At 68.5% G+C, this 21,802-nt stretch carries 14 protein-coding genes; 13 read left to right on the top strand and 1 reads right to left on the bottom strand.

Translation table 11 applies throughout. From position 1 onward, the window contains the following. Window positions 1–293: 293 nt before the first annotated feature. The 3 genes from BUE44_RS22375 to BUE44_RS22360 all read left to right on the top strand — a co-directional run bounded on the left by BUE44_RS22375 (window position 294) and on the right by BUE44_RS22360 (window position 6,403). The gene (locus tag BUE44_RS22375) at window positions 294–1,718 is read left to right on the top strand and encodes an endo-1,4-beta-xylanase (protein WP_265737168.1); all 1,425 of its coding nucleotides are present in this window, start codon (window positions 294–296) and stop codon (window positions 1,716–1,718) included. A gap of 593 nt (window positions 1,719–2,311) precedes the next feature. Continuing rightward, complete coding sequence (locus tag BUE44_RS22365) at window positions 2,312–3,850, top strand: arabinofuranosidase catalytic domain-containing protein (RefSeq protein WP_073500760.1); 1,539 nt, start codon at window positions 2,312–2,314, stop codon at window positions 3,848–3,850. A gap of 144 nt (window positions 3,851–3,994) precedes the next feature. Further along, window positions 3,995–6,403, top strand: a complete 2,409-nt coding sequence (locus BUE44_RS22360) for a ricin-type beta-trefoil lectin domain protein (RefSeq protein WP_073500759.1) — start codon at window positions 3,995–3,997, stop codon at window positions 6,401–6,403. A 195-nt stretch (window positions 6,404–6,598) separates the two neighbouring features. Here BUE44_RS22360 and BUE44_RS22355 read toward each other — a convergent pair whose 3' ends face one another. Next, a complete protein-coding gene (locus tag BUE44_RS22355; RefSeq protein WP_407640042.1) occupies window positions 6,599–7,378 on the bottom strand; it encodes a FadR/GntR family transcriptional regulator in 780 nt (259 codons plus the stop codon). A 330-nt stretch (window positions 7,379–7,708) separates the two neighbouring features. Here BUE44_RS22355 and BUE44_RS22350 point away from each other — a divergent pair, with 330 nt between their 5' ends. The 10 genes from BUE44_RS22350 (at window position 7,709) to BUE44_RS22305 (ending at window position 21,781) form a co-directional block, all read left to right on the top strand. Then, window positions 7,709–9,079, top strand: coding sequence for an ABC transporter substrate-binding protein (locus tag BUE44_RS22350; RefSeq protein WP_073500758.1), 1,371 nt, complete (start codon window positions 7,709–7,711; stop codon window positions 9,077–9,079). Further along, window positions 9,076–9,990: a carbohydrate ABC transporter permease gene (locus tag BUE44_RS22345; RefSeq protein WP_079189961.1), complete on the top strand. Its 915-nt coding sequence runs from the start codon at window positions 9,076–9,078 to the stop codon at window positions 9,988–9,990. The genes BUE44_RS22350 and BUE44_RS22345 overlap by 4 nt, the downstream gene beginning before the upstream one ends. Then, a complete protein-coding gene (locus BUE44_RS22340) occupies window positions 9,980–10,933 on the top strand; it encodes a carbohydrate ABC transporter permease (protein WP_073500757.1) in 954 nt (317 codons plus the stop codon). The genes BUE44_RS22345 and BUE44_RS22340 overlap by 11 nt, the downstream gene beginning before the upstream one ends. Before the next feature lie 112 nt (window positions 10,934–11,045). Next, window positions 11,046–12,977, top strand: a complete 1,932-nt coding sequence (locus BUE44_RS22335; protein ID WP_073500756.1) for a hypothetical protein — start codon at window positions 11,046–11,048, stop codon at window positions 12,975–12,977. Window positions 12,978–13,442: 465 nt separating this feature from the next. Further along, window positions 13,443–15,239 (top strand): RICIN domain-containing protein, encoded by a 1,797-nt coding sequence (locus tag BUE44_RS22330; RefSeq protein ID WP_079189960.1) that lies wholly within the window; start codon window positions 13,443–13,445, stop codon window positions 15,237–15,239. A 60-nt stretch (window positions 15,240–15,299) separates the two neighbouring features. Further along, complete coding sequence (locus BUE44_RS22325) at window positions 15,300–16,760, top strand: ricin-type beta-trefoil lectin domain protein (protein WP_235002350.1); 1,461 nt, start codon at window positions 15,300–15,302, stop codon at window positions 16,758–16,760. 100 nt (window positions 16,761–16,860) lie between these two features. After that, window positions 16,861–18,234, top strand: coding sequence for a ricin-type beta-trefoil lectin domain protein (locus tag BUE44_RS22320; protein ID WP_073500754.1), 1,374 nt, complete (start codon window positions 16,861–16,863; stop codon window positions 18,232–18,234). Window positions 18,235–18,537: 303 nt separating this feature from the next. Beyond that, on the top strand, window positions 18,538–19,851 hold the full coding sequence (locus BUE44_RS22315) for an ABC transporter substrate-binding protein (protein WP_073500753.1): 1,314 nt from the start codon (window positions 18,538–18,540) through the stop codon (window positions 19,849–19,851). Between the two features lie 137 nt (window positions 19,852–19,988). Continuing rightward, window positions 19,989–20,879 (top strand): carbohydrate ABC transporter permease, encoded by an 891-nt coding sequence (locus BUE44_RS22310; RefSeq protein WP_235002349.1) that lies wholly within the window; start codon window positions 19,989–19,991, stop codon window positions 20,877–20,879. Continuing rightward, window positions 20,879–21,781 carry a carbohydrate ABC transporter permease gene (locus tag BUE44_RS22305; protein ID WP_033174258.1) on the top strand — a complete coding sequence of 301 codons (903 nt, stop codon included), beginning with the start codon at window positions 20,879–20,881 and terminating at the stop codon, window positions 21,779–21,781. The genes BUE44_RS22310 and BUE44_RS22305 overlap by 1 nt, the downstream gene beginning before the upstream one ends. Window positions 21,782–21,802: the final 21 nt, after the last annotated feature.

Raw genomic sequence — 21,802 nt, 5'->3', positions numbered from 1 at the left:
GCTCCGCACTTCGCGGCGCCGTCGCACCTCTGCGCGCCGTGTGAGACGCCGACCGCTCGTCCGCCTGGGTCGTGTGAGCGCTCATGCACGGATCCCCGGGAACGGCGGGACATGTCCGCGTCCTGGAGGCCGGCTTACCGGCCGTAGCAGGGGCATCTGCTGTCGGCAGGTGCCTACCCCCCACGCGAAGGAGAAACTCCGCAATGTCATGGTTCATCAGGGAGGGTCGCCGGAGAAACACGGTGGCGACGATCACCGGAATAGCAGCCAGCGCGACACTGGCTTTCGTGAGCATGGGGGCGTTCGCCACCCACGCCGCGGCAGCGGGTTCGCTGGGCGCCGCAGCCGCGCAGTCGGGGCGTTACTTCGGTACCGCGGTGGCCGCGGGCAGGCTCGGCGACTCGACGTACTCCACGATCCTCGACCGGGAATTCAACATGATCACCCCGGAGAACGAGATGAAGTGGGACACCACCGAACCGTCTCGCGGCAACTTCAACTTCGGGCCCGGCGACCAGATCGTCAACCACGCGGCAGCCCACGGACAGAAGATGCGCGGCCACACCCTGGTGTGGCACAACCAGCTGCCCGGCTGGGTGTCGGGCCTGTCCGCATCCGACCTCCAGTCCGCGATGGACAACCACATCACCCAGGAGATGACCCACTTCAAGGGCAAGATCTACGCCTGGGACGTGGTCAACGAGGCCTTCGCCGACGGCGGCAGTGGCCAGCACCGCAGCTCGCCCTTCCAGGACAAGCTCGGCAACGGCTTCATCGAGCACGCCTTCCGCACCGCCCGCTCGGTCGATCCCAGCGCCAAGCTCTGCTACAACGACTACAACATCGAGAACTGGACGGACGCCAAGACCCAGGGCGTCTACAACATGGTCAAGGACTTCAAGGCCCGCAGCGTGCCCATCGACTGCGTCGGCTTCCAGAGCCACTTCGGCGCCGGCGGACCCCCGTCCAGCTTCCAGACCACGCTGACCAACTTCGCCGCACTCGGCGTCGACGTCCAGCTCACCGAGCTCGACATCGCCCAGGCCTCGTCGTCGGCCTACGCCAGCACCGTCAACGCCTGCGTGCACGTCACCCGTTGCGCGGGCATCACCGTGTGGGGCATCCGCGACAGCGACTCATGGCGCACCGGCGAGAACCCGCTGCTGTTCGACAACAACGGCAACCCCAAGGCCGCCTACACCTCCGTCCTGAACGCCCTCAACGCGGCCACGGGCACCGCGACAGGCGGCACGACGAACGGCGGCACCACCAGCGGGACGACCAACGGCGGCACCACCACCGGAACGACCAACGGCGGCACCACCACCGGGACCACGAACGGCGGTACCACCACCGGAACGACCAACGGCGGCACGACCACCGGGACCACCAACGGCGGCACGACCACCGGTGGCTCCGGAGGTGGCGCGTGCACGGCGACGTACACCACCACGAACTCCTGGTCCGGCGGCTACCAGGGGGAGGTCAAGGTCACCGCGGGCAGCGCGGCGATCAGCGCCTGGACGGTCCGATGGACCCTGGCCGGCGGGCAGAGCATCACCCAGGTATGGAACGGCACCCTGAGCACCAGCGGTTCCACCGCGACGGTGGTCAACGCCGCCTACAACGGATCGCTCCAGCCCGCGGCGTCGACCACCTTCGGCTTCCTCGCCAACGGCACACCGTCGACACCGTCCCTCACCTGCACCAGCCCCTGACCCGGGCGTGGGCGCCGACCCATGGGTCGGCGCCCACAGCGGCGCCGCCCGTTACGGCTCTCCCCAGCCAGTACGGGCGGGCGGCGCCGCGCACCTCGCGGGACCTCGTACGAACACGGCGCACGCCTCTTGAGGTTCCACCCGAGAATGTGTCAGTCTCATTTCGACGCTCATCCGTCCGGCCCCAGTGGAACTCCTGCACCACCGCACCCCTCACGCGCTGATTGTGAGCGCTCACATCCCCCCTCGGGAGTGTTCCGTGATCAGAGGAACCGTACTGGCCTGGTCAAACGGCCCACCTGCCCCGTCTCCAGACTTCACCGCATACGGAAGCAGCAGCGGGGACGCGGGCGGAGGTGGGGCGGCGCCCCGGCACCGCTCCCGCAGCAGCAAGGCCGTGACTCCCACAAGAGACTGATTCATCGTCGCGGGCTTGCCTCCACATAGGTGTTATTACATGGCGCACGGGCGGCGAACCCGATGTCTCCCCACCGTCCGGGCCTGCCACTGGCGGGTGTTCCGCGTCGTGCGCGGCGTCGTCCCCGCACGCCCGCCGTCGACCTCAGCGCCTCGTTCTCCCCGAAAGGAAGACCATGTCCGTCACATCCCCCCCACCCACCGGGCTACGCCGCGGCAGACCTGCCGCGGTGCTCCTGCTGGTGCTCGCGCTGGCCGTGGCCGCGGCCATCTTCGGAGGGCGGGCCGACGCCAGCGGGCCCGCCGCGAGCCCGGCCGCCGCCCGCCAGGCCGCTCCCGCGGCGGCAGCCGCCTCGTCACTTCCGTGTGACCTCTATGCCACCGGTGGTACGCCGTGTATCGCGGCTCACTCCACGACCCGCGCGCTGTTCGCGGCGTACAACGGCCCGCTGTACCAGGTGCAGCGGGCGTCCGATCACACCTACCGCGACATCGGACTGCTGTCCGCGGGCGGATACGCCGACGGGGCCTCGCAGGTGTCCTTCTGCGCCGGCACCTCGTGCACCATCACCAAGATCTACGACCAGAGCGCCAAGCACAACGATATGCCGATCTCCTGGGGCGGCTACTGGAAGGGACCGGGTGCCAACGGCGCCGACATCGGCGCCAACGCCTCGGCCCTGCCCGTGACCGCGGCCGGCCACCAGGTCTTCGGCGTCAAGGTCACCCCCGGCACCGGCTACCGCATCGACCACGCCAACGGCGCCCCCACCGGCGCCCAGCCCGAGGGCATCTACATGGTCACCTCGTCGAACTACACCAACCAGTGGTGCTGCTTCGACTACGGCAGCGGCGAGAACACCCACACCGACACCGGCAACGCCACCATGAACTCCATCTACTGGGGCAACGCCTGCTGGTTCGGCGGTTGCACCGGCACCGGCCCCTGGGTCGAGGCCGACCTGGAGAACGGCATGTTCCACACCGGGTCCGGCTCCAACCACGACGCCAACAACCAGGGCGTCCACTACCCCTTCGTCAGCGCGTGGGAGAAGAACAACGGCACCAGCAACTTCACCCTCAAATACGGAAACGCCACCACCGGCAGCCTGACCACCACCTATTCGGGCGGCCTGCCGAACGGCTACTCGCCGATGAAGACCGACAGCTCCATCCTCCTGGGCACCGGCGGCGACAACAGCGTCTCCGGGCAGGGCGAGTTCTTCGAGGGCGCCATCACCGCCGGCTTCCCCAGCGACGCCACCGAGAACGCCGTGCAGGCCAGCATCACCACAGCCGGATACGGCACCTCCACCGGCGGCACGGGCACCAGCGGCGCGCTGCACGCGGTGGCGGCCGGCCGATGCCTCGACGTCCCCAACTCCAGCCAGACCAACGGCACCCAGACCGAGCTGTGGGACTGCAACAGCGGCGCCAACCAGCAGTGGTCCGCCACGACCGCCAAGGAACTGCGGGTCTACGGCGGCAAGTGCCTGGACGCGGACGGGAACGGCACCGCGAACGGCACCCGGGCGATCATCTGGGACTGCAACGGCGGGACCAACCAGAAATGGAACGTCAACTCCGACGGCACCATCACCAGCGCCCAGTCCGGGCTCTGCCTCGACGTCAGCGCCTACGGCACCGCCAACGGCACGCTCGTGCAGCTGTGGTCCTGCACCGGCGCAACCAACCAGAAATGGAGCTGGAGCTGATCGGGCCCGCAGCCGGCCGCACGGCGGGGCACCCCACCGCCACGCCGTGCGGCAGCAGTTCGCCCTGACGCGACGCGGCGCCCCGACCGGTCGGGGCGCCGCTCCCCCGGACCCGCACTCCACGACGCAGAAAGAGAGCAGACCATGACCTTCCTCCGCCACAGCCGGCCGGATCGCGGCCGACCACCGAGAGCGGCTCTCGTCGCGGCCCTCGCCGTCGGGGCGGTCGTCGCCGCACCCGCTGTGACCTCGCACGCGGCCACCATGACGACCCTGTACGTCTCACCCACCGGCAGTGGTACGTCGTGTTCCGCCTCGGCCCCCTGCTCGGTGACCCAGGCCAAGTCGTCGGTCGAGGCCATCGACGGGAACATGAGCGGCGACATCGTCGTGCAGCTGGCCGGCGGCACGTACCGCATGTCCTCCCCGCTCGTGCTCGGCAGCGCGGATTCGGGCAGCAACGGCCACCAGGTGGTCTGGCAGGCCGCCCCCGGCCAGAGCCCGGTGCTCTCCGGTGGACAGCAGGTGACCGGTTGGACCGTGAAGGACGCGTCGAACAACATCTACTCCGCGTCCGTACCCGGCGGAGCCGACTCGCGGCAGCTGTACGTGGACGGTGCCCTGGCACCGCGGGCGGCGATCTCCCTCGCCCGCAGCGACGTGAACATCACCAGCAGCGGGATGACCATCGTCAACCCGGCCCTGAACTACCTCGCCTCGCTGCCGCAGCAGAACCGGATCGAACTGGAGAGCCAGAACTCCTTCACCGACCGCTACGCCCCCGTCCAGAGCATCAGCGGCACCACCGTCACGATGCAGCAGCCCGCCTGGAACAACAACAACTGGGGCTACGACACCCTCGCGAAGCCCTTCGCCGGCGGCGGCCTGCAGCTGGAGAACTCCTACTCCTTCCTCAAGACCGCCGGACAGTGGTTCCTCGACCCCCAGGCGGGACAGCTCTACTACAAGGCGCCGTCGGGATGGTCGCCCACATCCCACGACATCGAACTGCCCCGGCTGACCTCGCTGCTGCAGATCGGCGGAAGCTACAGCAGTCCCGCCCATGACATCACCGTCAACGGCATCTCCTTCCAGCACACCACGTGGCTGCAGCCCAGCACCTCCACCGGCTACGCCGACCAGCAGAGCGGTGCCTTCCTGGGACGCACCTTCACCCAGCCCTCCGACTTCATGACGTCCTGCCAGTCCGGCTGCCAGCTGTTCGAAGCGGCCCGCAACAGCTGGAGCCAGGTGCCGGCGGCGGTGCAGGTCTCCGCGGCCCGCGGCATCACTTTCACCGGTGACACCTTCGCGCACCTGGGCCAGGTGGGCCTCGGCATCGGCAACGACGCCAACGCCCACGCCTCGGGAGTCGGGCTCGGCGCGTCCTCCGTGACCGTCACGGGCAGCACCTTCTCCGACGACTCCGGCTCGGCGATCGTGGTCGGCGGCGTGCAGCCCGACGCTCACCACCCCTCCAACGCCGCGATGACCGACCAGGACATCACCATCCAGGGCAACCGGATCAGCGGGGTCGCCGAGGACTACAAGGACATGGCCGGCATCCTGTCCACCTACGTCACGCACGCCGTCATCACCCACAACGAGGTCTCGAACCTCGCCTACGACGGCATCGACGTCGGCTGGGGCTGGGGGGCGAACGACCCGGGCGGCAGCCAGGACTACCGCAACCGCGGCCTCTACAACTACCAGCCCGTCTACACCACCGCGACGACCCTGAAGAACACGGTCGTCAGCTACAACCTCGTCCACGGCACCAAGAAGGTCTTCCACGACGGCGGCAGCATCTACAACCTGTCGGCCAACCCCGGTGGCAGCATCGACCACAACTACATCTACGACAACCAGCACACCGTCGGCCTCTATCTCGACGAGGGTTCGCGCTACCTGACGCTCAGCAGCAACGTCGTCCAGGACAGCGGGGTGTGGGCCTTCACCAACGCCAGCGGGTCGAACAACACCAACGACAGCACCTTCTCCGGCAACTGGTACAACTCAGGTGCGACGCAGGTCTCCACGGGCTCCCCGCACAACAACGTGCTGACTGGAAACGTCCAGGTCAGCGGCACCAACTGGCCGTCCGGAGCCCAGCAGGTCATCGCTCAGGCCGGTGTGACCAGCAGCGGCGGCGGCAGTGGCAGCGGGGCGCTGCACGCGGTGGGCGCGGGCAAGTGCCTGGACGTCCCGAACTCGTCCACCACCCCGGGCACACAGACGCAGATCTGGGACTGCTCCGGCGCGGCCAACCAGACCTTCGCCCGCACCTCGTCCGGCCAGTTGACGGTCTACACCGGTGGCAGCCAGATGTGCCTGGACGCCAGCGGCCAGGGCACCACCCCGGGCACCAAGGTGGCCGTGTGGACCTGCAACGGCCAGAGCAACCAGCAGTGGACGCTCAACTCCAACGGCACCGTCACCGGCGTCCAGTCCGGGCTGTGCCTGGACGTGTCCGCGGCCTCCACCGCCAACGGCGCCCTGGTCGAGCTGTGGACCTGCAACGGCCAGAGCAACCAGCAGTGGACCCTCGGGTGAGCCCCGCCACCGTGCCCTCTCAGCGGCCGCCCCGCCGCTGAGACACGGGAACGCCGCCTCGCTCCGGGTCTTCCCGGGGTTGAGGCGGCGTCGGGACTCCGGCGGTCGTGAGCCGGCTCTCCGGCACTCTTGAGCCGGCTCTTCGGCACTCGCGGACCGGTTCTCCGGCGAGGAGTTCGGCCGGAGAGCCGCGGCTCAGCCGAACACGCGGCGCTGGATCTCGCGCCGGTAGTCCTCCAGCGTCTGGTCCAGGTGGACGGTGGCCGCCAGCGCCGCCGCCTCGGGGTCGCCGTCCCTGATCGCACGGTAGATCGCCGCGTGTTCCGCCACGGCCTCCTCGGCGTGGCCGCCGACCGTGCCGTGCAACCCGATGGTGCTGGACTGGCGTTGCAGCCGCCGGGCCTCGCGGACCGCGTCCACCAGGAACGGATTCTGCGAGGCCTGGGCGACGCAGAGGTGGAAGTCGTCGTCGCCACGGTCGAACAGTTCGTGCCGGCCGGTCAGATGGCCTTCCCGGCAGGTCTCGGCCGCCTTCTCGATCGCGCGCAGGTCCGCCGGTGTCGCGCGGGTCGCCGCCAGCCGGCTGGCGGCGGCCTCCTGCACCCGGCGGAACTCGAACAGCCGGTAGACGTGTTCGAGGTCGGTGGGGAGGAAGAAGCTGCCCCAGAGCGAAGAGCCCAGCATGCCCTGGTCGTTCGCCACGAACAGGCCGCGGCCCTTCTGGGCGCGGATCCGCCCGATGGCCGAAAGGATCTTGACCGCCTCACGCACCACGGTCCGGCTGGTGCCCAGACGCGAGGCCAGCTGGTTCTCGGTGGGCATCCGGTCACCCGGCTGGAGCTGCAACTCGGCGATGAGCCGCAGGATCTCCTCGGCCACCCGCTCGTAGCCGGGGCGGTAGGCCGCCGCGTCCGGCTCCGCTGACGGCACAGACGCGGAACTGCCGGTCGCCGCAACCACGGGGGTGTCGTCCAACGACCCGCCTCCTTCGTCTCCTGTTGCCGGCCGCGGGTCACCCGACCCGTCCGACGTCATGTCGCAGCTTACATCGATCGCGCCTGACGACGATATGTGTACGACTTATTCTGCTGCCCTCGGCCTCGCGTACTGGGGAATACCAGGTTATATCGACCACTCTCAAGCCTTCTCCGGGAAGGATTCCGGAAAATAACCATGCTCATCCTGTTGACGGCACCCGGGTCGGGAGCTTGTTATGTGTGACCAAAGCATCACGCCGCTTCGCCTGAACAGTCAGGTCAGGACGGCTTCGTCCCGGTTGGGTCCCACGACGTAGTGGAGTTGTTCATGACAGCCAAGGTCCGCGCGGTCGGCGCGCACACGCCGGGCGGAACACGCAGACGCACCGGCCTGCTGGCCGCGGCCGGCGCCCTGGTGCTGGTCACGGTCGCCGCGTGCGGCGGGGGCGGTGGCAGTAGCAGCGGTTCAGGGAAGGGCTTCCACCCGGTCAAGCAGACGGGCGGCGCCCTGACGGTGTGGGTGGACGCCTCACGCATGGATGCCGCCAAGCTCTACCAGCGGCAGCACCCCGACGTGAAGATGAACGTCGTCAGCTACGACGGGGACGCCAACGGCTCCAACTACCTGCGCACGAAGGTCAGTCTGTTCAACCGCACCCGCAAGGGCTGGCCGGATGTGGTGTTCAGCTCCCAGAACAACGAGACCACCTGGGCGGTCGACGCCGGATTCACCGCCCCGCTGAACAAGGGCCTCATACCGGAGTCGACGCTGTCGGGCTGGGCCAAGGGCGCCAACGCCCCCTGTACGGTGGACGGCACGCTGTACTGCCTGCGCAACGACCTCGCCCAGACCGTGCTGTGGTACAACGCGCCGCTGATGAAGCAGTGGGGTTACCAGGTCCCGCAGACCTGGGAGCAGTATCAGGTCCTCGGGCAGAAGGTGGCCACCGAACACCCCGGCTATCTGGTCGGATCGGCCGGTGACACCTGGGCGCCCGAGCTCTACATGTGGCCGAGCAAGTGCGGAGCCAACCAGATCACCGGGCCCAAGGCGGTGACGGTCAACACCACCGGCGCGGACTGCACGCGTATGGCCTCGCTGCTCGACACCCTGATCAAGAACAAGACGATGTCCATGAGCAGCGTCTTCAGCTCGGACTTCGACAAGAACCAGGCCGCCAAGATCCTCATGATGCCCGGCCCCTCCTGGTTCGGCGGTGCGCTGTTCCAGGGGACGTTCAAGACACCGGCGCACCAGGTCGCGGTCGCGCCGATGCCCAAGTGGTCCGCTGATGCCGGGACCACGGCGGGCAACGTGGGCGGCGGCACGTGGCTGGTGTCGGCCCACAGCGCGAACCTCAAGGCCGCCACCGCCTTCCTCACCTGGGTGACCACCTCGGACGACTACCAGGCCAAGCTCGCACCCGGCTACCCGGCCTACACCGCGGCGGCGAAGAACTGGCTGGCCAAGCAGACCGCCTCCGACTACTTCGCCGGCGACATCTCCGCACCCCTGCAGGCCGCGGCGGAGCAGGTCTGGCCCGGCTGGGGCTACGGCCAGTTCAGCCAGGAGGCCGTCTGGGCCGCCACGGTGACTCCCAAGCTGACGGCGGGCAAGACGATCGCCTCCCTGCTGCCGGCCTGGCAGACCGCGATCGCCAACTACGCCCGCGCCGCCGGCTACAAGGTGACGCAGTGACGGCACAGTCCCCCCAGGTCGGCCGGACCCCGGCGCGGAGCACCCGCACGCTGTGGTCCGGCCGGGCCGGATACGGCTTCGTCGCCGCCTACACGGTCCTGCTGGTCGCTTTCGGGCTCGTGCCGACCGGCTACGCGGTCTACTTCGCCTTCACCAACGGCGGCGGCACCTTCAGCGGCCTGTACAACTTCTCGACCGCCGTCGACGACTTCCGCTTCACCCCCGCCGTCGAGCACGTGGCCCTGTACCTGCTGTGGTGGCTGGTGTCGCTGGTCGTCCTCGTCGTCGGCCTCGCACTCCTGCTGCACCGCCTGGCGCAGCAGGGCGTGGGCAGGGCCCTGCGCTTCCTGTACTACGTCCCCGGCGCGCTCGCCGGGGCGGCCAGCGTCATGGTGTGGCTGTTCGTGCTCGACCCCACGGTGAGCCCGGTCGCCTTCCTGCTGCGGGCGTTCGGTTACCACACCTTCGGCGAGGTCATCGCGCCCGGGCACCTGCCGATCCTCTTCACCCTCATCGCCTTCTGGACCGGGGCGGGCGGCTGGATCGTGGTGATGTACGGGGCGCTGAACAACATCTCGCAGGACGTGCTGGAAGCCGCGCGGATCGACGGGGCCGGGGCCTGGCAGACGGCCTGGCGGATCCAGATCCCGCTGCTGCGCAAGTGGATCGTCTACATGGTCATCCTCGCCTTCGCCGGCGGCACCCAGCTGTTCGTCGAGCCGCAACTGCTGTCCCAGGCGAGCGTCGGTGTCGCCGGCCGGGACTACTCCCTCAACCAGCTCGCGTACGACTTCGCCTTCCAGAACAACGACGTCAACACCGCGGCCGCCGTGTCCGTGGAACTGCTGCTGGTCGGACTGGTCGTCGCAGGTGTCTTCGTGGCCAGATCGGGGTTCTTCGATGCCGACTGACGTCCAGCGGCCCGCGGTCGCGCACTCGTCCGGCAGCCGGCCGGGATCGGAGCGGCCGGCCGGGACCGGGCCCGGCCGTTCCGCGCGCGGCCGCCCCAACCCGCTGCCGGCGCTGGTGCTCCTGCTGTTCGTGGTCTTCTTCGTGCTGCCGGTGCTCTGGCTCCTGCTGGCGGCCACCAAGACCGACGACCAGCTGGTGCACGACAACCCGCTGTCCTTCGGGTCGTTCCAGGCGCTGCACGCCAACTGGAACGCCCTGACCGCCTACCAGGGCGACGCGATCTTCATGTGGCTGCGGAATTCGGCCGTTTACTCCTCCCTCGCGCTGGTGATCACCCTGTGCGTGGCGGTGCCGGCCGGCTACGCGATGGCGATGACGGAGTTCCGGGGCCGGCGCACCCTGCTGGTCGCCACCCTGGTGGTGATGCTGATGCCGAACGCCACGCTGGTCGTGCCGCTCTTCCTGGAGGTCAACGCGGTCCATCTGATCGGCTCGATGTGGTCGATCATCCTGCCGTACGCCTTCTACCCGTTCGGCGTGTACCTGACCTACATCTACTTCAGCACCGCCCTGCCACGGGAGTTGCTGGACGCGGCCCGGCTCGACGGCTGCTCGGAGGTCGGCGTCTTCCGCCGGGTGGCACTGCCGCTGGCGGCGCCGGTCGTCGCCCTGGTCGGCTTCTTCAGCTTCGTCGCCAACTGGACCAACTACTACCTGCCCTACGTCATGCTGCCGCAGAGCGACCAGTTCCCGGTCCAGGTCGGCCTGGGGACGCTGCTGGACTCCGTACCGCAGTTCAACCCGACGGCGAGCACGCTGCAGGTCGAGCGTCCCGAACTGGCGCTGGCCACGTTGCTGGCGATCGTCCCGGTGCTGGTCGTCTTCCTGTTCTCCCAGCGGTTCCTGGTCGCCGGCATGCTCGCCGGCGCGACCAAGAACTGACCGTCCGGTCGCTCCCCGCGCGACACGCGGCGCACCGGCCCGCCGGGCCGGTGCGCGGGCGTCGTCGCGCCCGAGCGCGGCCGGGCCTGAAACGCGAATGGAGCCCCTCCCGATGCATCCCGTCATCACGGCCTCGGTACCGCTGCTCGAACCGCCGGGCTGGGCGCTCGCGCAGCGCGAGCTGTTCGACCTGCTCGACCGGGCCTGGCGCCGGTTCTCCGACGACTTCACCGAGCCCGACGGCCGGCTGCGCTACACCGGTGAACTGACCTCCCGCGACGGCGTGGACGACTTCTACGAGGTCTTCTTCAACTGGCCCCAGCTCTACCTCCTGGGCGGAGCCGACGACCTGCTGGCGCAGTCCGAGCGGCACTGGGAGGGCGTCACCCGCCAGCTGACCGAGCTGGGCATGCTCAAGGACGAGTACGAACGCGGCTACGACTGGTTCCACCAGGGCGAGAGCCTGCTGCTGCTGTACTTCCTGTGCATGGCCGCCCCCGACCGGTGGGCCGGGCGCGCGCGCCGCTTCGCCGACCTGTACGTGGACCCCGGATACGGCAACTACGACCCTGAGCACCGCATCATCCGCCGGCCGCACAACGGCAGCGACCCCGGGCGCGACGGCCTGTTCGACGGCGACGCCTACCCCTGGCTCCCGAAGGAAGCGCAGATGTACGGCTACCCGCTCGGCTGGCTCCCGGCCGCCGGTACGGAGCAGCCGCCGCTCGACGCCGACCCGCGCCTGGGCGAGGAGATGCGCCGCAGGATGGGCTCCGGCGACACCGCGGTCAACCTGGCCGCCGCCGGGCTCGTCCTCAACGCCTGGATCCTGAGCGGCGAGCAGCGCTACGCGGACTGGATCGCCGCATACGTGGGCGCATGGCGTGAGCGCGCCGCGGCCAACGGGGGGATCCTGCCGGACAACGTCGCCCCGGACGGTACCGTCGGCGGGCTGCTGGAGGGACGGTGGTACGGCGGCCACTACGGCTGGTCCTGGCCGCACGGCTGGTACAGCGTGGGCCACGCCGCGATCGTCGCCGCCCTCGCGGGAGCCACCGCCACCGGCGACGACTCCTACCTGGACCTGGTCCGTCCGGCGCTGGACGAGATCATCTCGCACGGCAAGGTGATGGCCTTCACCGAGGCCGACTCCAGCATCCGGTCCAAGTGGATCCCCCAACTGGCGGACGACGTACGGACTCCCACCCTCCACGTGCCGTTCCGGTACGGGGACGACGGCTGGTTCGACTACAACCCGATGCTGATGGCGGTCCCGACGGCCCTGTGGCACCACACGGCCTCCGAGGCGGACCGGGCGCGCGTCGAGCACCTGCGCACGGCCACCGGGTACGACTGGCGCACGGTCCGGTCCTTCCGCAGCAAGGAGGAAGCCGGCCACGAGGAACCCTGGCTGGCCTTCCTGGCCGGCGACGACCCGGCCTACCCGGAGAAGATCCTGGCCGCCGCCCAGGCCCAGGTGCGGCACCGGCTGTCCCGGATGGCGGCGTACCGCGACACCGAGGTGCCCGAGGCGGACATCCACCTGTGGCAGCAGTCCAACCCGGTGGTCACCGAAGCCCTGGTCCAACTCACCTGGGGCGGCCCCCAGGTGGTCTACAACGGCGGCCTGCAGCAGGCGCGGGTGCGTTATCACGACGCGTCCGCCCGGCGTCCGGGACTTCCCCCCGGGGTCGCGGCGCTGGTCTCGGCCATCGACCCGGACGCCACGGTCCTCGACCTGGTGAACCTCGACCCGGAGTCGGCGCGGTCGGTGATCGTCCAGGCCGGCGCGTTCAGCGAGCACACCATCCGCTCGGTGGACCACAGCGTCTGCGAGGACCCTTCCTGGATCGGCGGCCTGTACGACTACGGACACACCGCACCGACGGTGACGACCGCGTCGACACCGGTCGGGGGGCCGTGGCTGCGGGTGGACCTCCCCCGGTCCAGCACGGTCCGCCTCATCCTCCGCCTCGACCTGCGCACCCGAGCAGCGTCCTACCGCTCGCCGTTCGACGAGCCCGCCGAGCAGACGTCGCCGTAAGGACGTCGCCGTAAGGACGTCGCCATGAAGGTGGAGGATGTATCGAATCGATTCGCTCCTACGTGACCCCACGTACAAAGCCAAGAGGGACGCAGACAAGCCCAGTTGAAACGGTGGCCATCTGACGCCTCATTGACCCCGATGACTCATGGCCGTAATATCCGTCGAACCGATTGGTGGGAATCGGTTCGACTCGTCACCTGACAGTCGCGCAAGGCGAGAGGTCGGGCACCATCCGTGCCCGACACCCGTGGCCAGTTGCTGGACGGCGGGCACAGCTCTGTCAGTCCTCCACCCACCACCTGGCACCGACGGTCGTTCTGGGCGACCGAGCCGTTTCACGGCACCGCGGTCCGGCCGGTCCGCGGAGGACCACGGGTACCGCGTGCGACGAACAGCCCCCGATCGCACCGCCCCGCCACGTCCCGCCACAGCGCAGTGGCGTCCAGTCGTAGGAGGAAGTCGATGAGGAAGAGAGCAAAGCCGGGTCGTCTGGCCATGGCCGCAGTCGCGGTGTCGGGTCTCGCCGCCCTGCTGGTGATGCCGGCGGCGAGTCATGCCGCCTCCGGCGAGTCGCTGAGCGTGGATCTCAGCTCCACGCGAGGGCCGTCGACCGGCGTAGGGGAGGGTTTCCTCTACGGGATCACCGAGGACGGCGCGCAGCCGGCGGACCAGTACCTCCAGCCGCTGGGCATCAACGCCTTCCGTGGTGGCGGGTGGTTCTCCGGCGGCTGGGTCAAGGACAACTACACGTACGGGTCGGCCACCAAGGCCGACATCGCCTCGATCACCGCGCAGGCCAGGCGGCTGACCCAGCCGCCCTACCACGCCCAGTACCAGGTGCTGGTCAGCGATCTGTGGGGCAACAACGGCGGGCAGCCCTCGAACGAGGTCTACCCGTGCGACAACGGGAACTGCTCGAACTGGGTGAGCTTCATCGACACCACGGTGGGCGCCCTGCAGGCGACGGGCCTGCCGTTCGCCTACGACATCTACAACGAGCCGGACATCTCGGTGTTCTGGACCCGCGGGATGAACAGCGCCCAGTACTTCCAGATGTGGGACACCGCCTACCGGGAGATCCGCCGCGTCGCCCCGAACGCGAAGATCGTCGGACCGTCCCTGGCGTTCACCCCGCAGAGCAATCCTGGCGAGTGGAACACCTGGCTGGCCCACGTCAAGGCCGCGGGGACGGTCCCCGACATGATCACCAATCACGACGAGGGCGACGTCGACGACCCGGTCACCGTGTCGCAGTCGCTCAACAACGCGCTGTCGGCCAACGGCATTTCGGCACGCCCGCTGTCGGCGAACGAGTACCAGCCCGCCGACCGGCAGACCGCGGGCGTCACCGCCTGGTACCTCGCCCGCTTCGCGCAGTCCGGGTACACCAACGCGATGCGCGGCAACTGGTCCTGCTGCGTCACCCCGAACCTGACCGGGGTCCTCACCCAGAGCAACGGGACATGGCAGCCCAACGGCAACTGGTGGGCCCTGCGCAGCTACGCGGACATGACCGGGACGCTGGTCAACACCTCGGGACAGGTCGGCTCGACCGCGATCTCCGCGTCCGAGGACAGCGCGGCCAAGCGCGCCGTCGCCGTCATGGGCGACAGCAACGGCTACACCGGCGCCGCCTCGCTCACCTTCAACGGCCTGGCTTCCGTGCCCTGGCTGGCGAGCAACGGCAGCGTCAACGTGACCGTCAAGCGGATCCCCGACCAGTACCCGCTCAGCGCGCCGCAGGTCGTCTACAACCAGAACGTGAGCGCCGCGGGCGGGTCGGTCACCGTGCCCGTCACCTTCCAGGCGGCGCACGACGCCTTCGCGGTCTACGTGACACCGGCCGGATCGACGGGCGGGGTCACCAGCGGCGAGCTGCACGCCGTGGGCGCGGGCAAGTGCCTGGACGTGCCGAACTCCTCCACCACGGCGGGCACCCAGACGCAGATCCGGGACTGCTCAGGCGGGACCAACCAGGTCTTCACCCGCACGTCCTCGAACCAGCTGACCGTCTACTCCGGCAGCAGCCAGCTGTGCCTGGACGCGAACGGCCAGGGCACCGGCAACGGCACCAAGGCCATCGTCTGGTCCTGCAACGGCCAGCCGAACCAGCAGTGGAACGTCAATTCCGACGGCACCGTCACCAGCGCCCAGTCAGGACTGTGCCTGGACGTGACCGGAGCCGGCACCGCCAACGGCACGCCGGTCGAACTATGGACCTGCAACGGCGGCAGCAACCAGCACTGGACCCTCGGATAGCAATTTGTTAGCGCTCACCCTCCTGCACCGAGTGCCCCCCACACCGCAAGGAGAGACCCGTTGAACAGCAGATTCTCACGCCTGACCGCGTGCCTGGCAACCATCGCCCTGATGGTGTTCGGGCTGCTGGCAGGTGGCGCGACGGCGCACGCCGCGCCGGCGGCAGCCGCCGCGTCGACCAGCCAGTTCCACGGCGTGAACTGGGCGGACCCGAACGACAACTTCATCACGGGCCCCAACATCCCGGTGGGCCTGTCGACGTCGGACAGTTACGCGACGACGTACACGAAATCCACCGGCATCCTCAAGGGCTTCCAGAACCTGGGAGCCAACACCGTACGGCTGGGGTTCAACGCGGCGACCACCTCGGGATCCTGGTGGAACAGCTACACAGCGGCTCTGGACGCCGCCACCGCGCTGGGCATGAACGTCATCGTCGCCCCCTGGCTGCAGGGCGGGAAGGTCAGTGACACCGCGTCCTTCAACCAGATGTGGGACACGATGATCAACAAGTACGGCGCGAAGAGCAACTTCTACTTCGACATCATGAACGAGCCGTACGGCTACAACGCCACCGACCTGACGAACTTCGAGGCCAACTGGCTGGCGCGCTACCCCGGCCTGGCCCGCGGCCACGTCATCGTGCCCGGCCTGTGGTCCGATGGGAACCTGTGCGCGGTCGGCGCCGACTCCCGGCTGTCGGGCACCCTGCTGTCGATCCACATCTACGGCATGTTCGGCGACTCGCACACCACCGAGGCCGCCTGGGTCAACGACTTCACCGGCAATCTGTGCGGCTACGCCGGTCGCGCCGTGCTCACCGAGTTCGGCGTCCCCATGAACACCGGCGTCAACTACAACGGTCCCAAGGACGGCGTCAACGACCTGTCCTACCTGTACGCCATCACCGACACCGTACGCAGCCTGGGCATGGGCTCCGTGCTGTGGACCGGCGTCAAGCAGCCGACTCAGACGCAGGGACCCGGGCCCTGCGAGAACGCCTCCTGCGCCATCACCTCCCTGGGCGGCACCGGCACCAACCTCTCGGTGAGCGTCACCAACCAGTCCGGCCTCGACCGCCTCCAGTGGGGCTGGGGCACGGGCACCAACCCCGGTGGCGGCAGCGACCCGGGCACCACCGGTCCGCTGCGCGGCGTCGGCTCCAACCGCTGCCTGGACGTGCCCAACGCGTCCTCCACCAACGGCGTCCAGACCACGATCTGGGACTGCAACGGCGGCGGCAACCAGCAGTGGAACCTCACCCCCGCCAAGGAGTTGCGCGTCTACGGCAGCAAGTGCCTGGACGCCTACGGCGCAGGGACCTCCGCCGGTACGAAAGTCGTCATCTGGGACTGCAACGGCGGCACCAACCAGAAGTGGAACCTCAACAGCGACGGGACCGTGACCAACGCCCAGTCCGGCCTGTGCCTGGACGTCACCGGCGCCTCCACCGCCAACGGCGCCCTGACCGATCTGTGGACCTGCACCGGCGCCGCCAACCAGAAGTGGACCCGGCAGTAGCTGTCCACAGGAGTGTCCGCGGCAGGGGCATGCGCCCCTACGCACGTTCCTGCCGGGACACTCCCCCGCTTTTCATCCCCCCACGCAGAAAGGGAAGCCCATGAGACGTCGATCCCTGCTCCCAGCGGTTCTCGCCGCCCTGGCGATGGTCCTGGCGGCCGTCGGAATCTCCTTGAGCGGATTCAGCGCGACCGCCTGGTCCGCGCCGAACGCCGCCACCGGCGGCTGCGGCAAGGCGCCGACGCTGGCGAGCGGCACGCACACGATCACCAGCAGCGGCCAGAACCGCAGCTACATCCTGCGGGTCCCCGCCAACTACGACCAGAACCACCCCTACCGGCTGGTCTTCGGCTTCCACTGGGTCGGCGGCACCGCGAACGACGTCGACTCCGGCGGAACCGACGGGTACAACTGGTCCTACTACGGCCTCAGGCGGCTCGCCGACAGCGACGGCAACGGGACCGTCTTCGTCGCGCCCCAGGGCATCAGCAACGGCTGGGCCAATTCCAACGGGCAGGACGTCACCTTCGTCGACGACATGCTCAGGCAGCTGGAGGGCGGCCTGTGCGTCGACACCGGTCAGGTGTTCTCGTCGGGCTTCAGCTACGGCGGCTCGATGACGTACGCGCTGGCCTGCGCCCGGCCGACCGTCTTCCGTGCGGTCGCGGTCTACTCGGGTGCGAATCTGAGCGGCTGCAGCGGCGGTACCCAGCCCGTCGCCTACATCGGGCTCCACGGCATCCGGGACAACGTCCTGCCGATCTCCTCAGGCCGGGCGCTGCGCGACACGTTCGTCAGGAACAACGGCTGCACCCCCCAGAACCCGCCCGAGCCGGCGAACGGGAGCCTGACCCACATCGTCACCGCCTACTCCGGCTGCAAGGCCGGCTACCCGGTGGTGTGGGCGGCCTTCGACGGTGCCGGCCATGACCCGGGCCCCATCGACGGGTCCACCGGTGACGGCTGGCACACCTGGACGTCGGGGGTGGTGTGGAACTTCTTCAGCCAGTTCAGCTCCTCCACTCCCCCGACCACCCCGCCCACCACCCCGCCTACCACGCCGCCCACCACCCCGCCGCCGTCCGGCAGCCAGCAGATCGTGGGCCAGCAGTCGGGCCGCTGCCTCGACATCGGCAACTCCTCGACGACCAACGGCACGCAGGCCGAGCTCTGGGACTGCAACGGCGGCACCAACCAGCGGTGGGCCTACTCCGCGAGCAAGCAGCTCGTGGTCTACGGCAACAAGTGCCTGGACGCCTCCGGCCAGGGAACCGCCAACGGCACCGCGGCGGTGATCTGGGACTGCAACGGCCAGCCCAACCAGCAGTGGAACCTGAACGCCAACGGCACGATCACCGGCGTGCAGTCGGGCCTGTGCCTCGACGCCGCAGGCACGGGCACGGCGAACGGCACGAAGATCCAGCTCTGGGCCTGCACAGGAGGTGCGAACCAGCAGTGGAGCGAGCGTAACTGACCGCTGAGGGACGAACTCAGGGCTGGGCCGGAACCTCCGGCTCAGCCCTGACGTCTGCGCGACGTATTGACGCCCGCCCACCGCCGTCCTAGTGTGCCCGAAACGTTCGCATGATCTGCGGAAGTTTCGGAAACGACTGGGTAGCCTCACCGGCGAACACGAAAAAGGGACCCATGTTAGCGCTCACCAAACAACGCCCGGTCAACACGCAGACGAAACGTTTCGACACCGTGGCAGGCCATGGTCTTGCGCACACTTTTCGGACCTATTGTGTCAATGACGACAGATCAGGGAGTTCCCACGATGTCGGGGAAAATACGCAGTGCGACGGCTGTCGCGATCGGCCTGGGTATCGCACTCGCCGCCACCGGCTGCGCCGGCGGCAGCGACAGCAGCAGCAGCAGCGACAACAGCGGCGGTAGTTCGTCGGGCGACAAGGTCACCGTGACCGTCTGGGAGAACGCGCAGCCCGGGCCCGGCGCGGAGTACTGGAAGAGCGCTGCAGCCGCGTACCACACGCTGCACCCGAACGTCACGATCAAGATCCAGTACGTCCAGAACGAGGACCTCGACGGCAAGCTGCAGACCGCGCTCAACTCCAACTCCGGGCCGGACATGTTTCTGCAGCGCGGCGGCGGCAAGATGCAGGCCATGGTCGACGCCGGCCAGCTCCAGGCGCTGAACCTCACCGACACCGACAAGGCGAACGTCGGCGCGGCCGCTCTCGCCGCCGATTCCATCGACGGCAAGGTCTACGCGATGCCGCTCGACACGGCGCCCGAGGGCATCTACTACAGCAAGGACCTGTTCAAGCAGGCCGGCATCACCGCCACGCCGACCACGATGGACGAGCTCGAGGCGGATGTCGCGAAGCTGAAGGCGATCAAGGTCGCGCCGATCGCGGTGGGTGCCAAGGACGCCTGGCCGGCCGCGCACTGGTACTACAACTTCGCTCTGCGCGAGTGCAGCCAGGACGTCATGAAGGGTGCGAGCAAGTCGCTCAAGTTCGACGACCCCTGCTGGACCAAGGCCGGCGAGGACCTGTCTGCGTTCCTGAAGATCAGCCCCTTCCAGAACGGATTCCTGACCGCCTCCGCGCAGCAGGGCGCCGGGTCCTCGGCGGGCCTGCTGGCCAACCACAAGGCCGCCATGGAGCTCATGGGCAACTGGGACCCCGGTGTGATCGGCTCCCTGACCCCGAACCAGAAGCCGCTCCCCGACCTGGCCTGGTTCCCCTTCCCCGCCGTGGCCGGCGGCAAGGGCGACCCCAGCGCCATCATGGGCGGCAGCGGCGGATACTCCCTGACCAAGAACGCCCCCAAGGAAGCGTTCAACTTCCTCCAGTTCCTGGTGACCAAGGAACAGCAGGAGGGCTACGCCAAGGGCTTCTTCACGATCCCGGTGAACAAGGCCGCCCAGTCGGTCGTCACCGACTCGTACAACATCTCGGCACTCCAGGCCTTCAACAAGGCCGCCTACGCGATGCAGTTCCTCGACACCGAGTACGGCCAGAACGTCGGCAACGCAATGAACACCGCCGTCGTGAACCTGCTCGCCGGCAAGGGCTCCGCTGCCGACATCGTCAAGGACACGAACAAGGCTGCCGAGAGGGGCTGAGTAAGTAGCCAATGAGCGACACCCTGGGTACTGAAACGGCCATCGGCCGCCAGTCGCAGGGCACGTCTCGGGTCGGGGGCGCTGCCACGCCCCCGACTTCGCCGCGAGCGGCTTCACGCCGCCGCGGCCGTGCCAAGATGCGACTCGAGATCGCCCTCCTGTCCGGACCGGCGATCCTCATGTTCCTGGCGTTCGTGATCTTCCCGGTCGCGCTCGCCGCGTACTACGGCTTCTACCGCTGGCACGGCTACGGAGCACCGACCGACTGGGTCGGTCTGAACAACTACAAGCTGATCCTCACCGACCCCGCGTTCCAGCAGGTCCTGAAGCACAGCTTCATGATCATGGGGCTCTCCCTGATCATCCAGGGACCGCTGGCGATCATTCTCGCGCTCCTGCTCAACCAGAAGATCCGCGGCCGCTCGGTCATCCGGGTCCTGATCTTCGTGCCCTACATCATCTCGGAGGTCATCGTCGGCACCGGCTGGAGCCTGATGCTCCAGGGCGACGGCGCGATGAACGACCTGCTCCGGAAGATCGGCCTGGGCTCCCTGCAAGCCGACTGGCTCTCCGACCCGAAGCTGGCCATCTGGACGCTGATGGCCATCATCTCGTGGAAGTACATCGGCTTCGCGGTGATCCTGATGCTCGCCGGCCTGCAGTCGATCCCCGAGGAGCTCTTCGAGGCCGCCCAGATCGACGGCGCCTCCTACTGGCAGATACAGCGCCGCATCACCCTGCCGCTGCTGGGGCCGACGATCCGCATCTGGGCGTTCCTGTCGATCATCGGCTCGCTGCAGCTGTTCGATCTCGTCTACATCATCTGGGGTCAGTACGTCTCGGGCACCGCGGGCACCTCGACCATGGCGATCTACATGCTCGCCCAGGGCCGCAACGCGGGCAACTACGGCTACGGCAGCGCGATCGCGGTCGTGATGTTCCTGGTCTCGCTCATCGTGGCGCTGATCTACCAGCGCTTCGTCCTGCGCCGTGACCTACGGGGAGCCGTCACGGAGGGAACCGTCTGATGAGCGCGACCACTGCACGATCCTGGTTCTCCACCGCCGCCGGGCCGAACGGGCCGAGCGGTCGTCGGACCGGCCGTGACGCACCGCAGAAGTGGGGAAGCCCCTTCACCTACTTCGTCGCGCTGCTGTTCATCGGGGTCTGTATCGCTCCGGTGATCTACATCGTCCTCGGGGGATTCCGCACCAACTCGCAGATCACCACGAGCCCCGCCGGCCTGCCGCACCCATGGATCACCGCCAACTACGTCAACGTCCTCAAGTCCACGAGGTTCTGGGGCGAGTTCGCGAACTCCGTCCTGGTCGCGCTGGCGAGCACCGTCGGCATCGTCGTCCTCGGACTGATGGTGAGCTTCGTGATCGCGCGCTACGACTTCAAGCTCAAGGGCGCGATGTACTCCCTGTTCGCCGCCGGCCTGATGTTCCCGATGGTCATCGCGATCACCCCGCTGTACATCGTGATCAAGGACCTCGGACTCGTCGACAACCTGCTGGGCGTGATCGTCCCGCAGATCGCCTTCGGCCTGCCGACGACCGTCATCATCCTGGTGCCGTTCCTGCGGGCCATCCCGAACGAGATCGAGGAGGCCGCCGCGATCGACGGCACCAGCCGGCTCGGGTTCTTCGTCCGGATGGTGATCCCACTGTCGCTTCCGGGTGTCGTGACGGTCGGCATCCTGGCGTTCATCGGAAGCTGGAACAACTACGTCCTTCCCCTCTACATCCTCAACTCGCAAGCGAACTTCACCCTGCCGCTCGGCGTGCAGGCCTTCTCCTCGCAGTACTCCACCGACACGGCGAAGGTCCTCGCTTTCACCTCACTCGCGATGCTGCCCGCACTGGTCTTCTTCTCCATCTTCGAGAAGCGGATCGTCGGCGGTCTCACGGGGGCGGTGAAGGGCTGAGACCGGTAGGGGGGGTTCGCA

The organism is Actinacidiphila paucisporea, assembly GCF_900142575.1.
GTDB lineage: Bacteria > Actinomycetota > Actinomycetes > Streptomycetales > Streptomycetaceae > Actinacidiphila > Actinacidiphila paucisporea.
Note: the sequence above shows the minus strand (reverse complement) of the source record. Positions and strands in the feature narration are given on the sequence as shown.

Bases quoted from the DNA above. Each gene is read 5' to 3' on its own strand.
- BUE44_RS22375 (WP_265737168.1), top strand. From the start codon at position 294: ATGGGGGCGTTCGCCACCCACGCCGCGGCAGCGGGTTCGCTGGGCGCC.
- BUE44_RS22365 (WP_073500760.1), top strand. From the start codon at position 2,312: ATGTCCGTCACATCCCCCCCACCCACCGGGCTACGCCGCGGCAGACCT.
- BUE44_RS22360 (WP_073500759.1), top strand. From the start codon at position 3,995: ATGACCTTCCTCCGCCACAGCCGGCCGGATCGCGGCCGACCACCGAGA.
- BUE44_RS22350 (WP_073500758.1), top strand. From the start codon at position 7,709: ATGACAGCCAAGGTCCGCGCGGTCGGCGCGCACACGCCGGGCGGAACA.
- BUE44_RS22340 (WP_073500757.1), top strand. From the start codon at position 9,980: ATGCCGACTGACGTCCAGCGGCCCGCGGTCGCGCACTCGTCCGGCAGC.
- BUE44_RS22335 (WP_073500756.1), top strand. From the start codon at position 11,046: ATGCATCCCGTCATCACGGCCTCGGTACCGCTGCTCGAACCGCCGGGC.
- BUE44_RS22330 (WP_079189960.1), top strand. From the start codon at position 13,443: ATGAGGAAGAGAGCAAAGCCGGGTCGTCTGGCCATGGCCGCAGTCGCG.
- BUE44_RS22320 (WP_073500754.1), top strand. From the start codon at position 16,861: ATGAGACGTCGATCCCTGCTCCCAGCGGTTCTCGCCGCCCTGGCGATG.
- BUE44_RS22315 (WP_073500753.1), top strand. From the start codon at position 18,538: ATGTCGGGGAAAATACGCAGTGCGACGGCTGTCGCGATCGGCCTGGGT.
- BUE44_RS22310 (WP_235002349.1), top strand. From the start codon at position 19,989: ATGCGACTCGAGATCGCCCTCCTGTCCGGACCGGCGATCCTCATGTTC.
- BUE44_RS22305 (WP_033174258.1), top strand. From the start codon at position 20,879: ATGAGCGCGACCACTGCACGATCCTGGTTCTCCACCGCCGCCGGGCCG.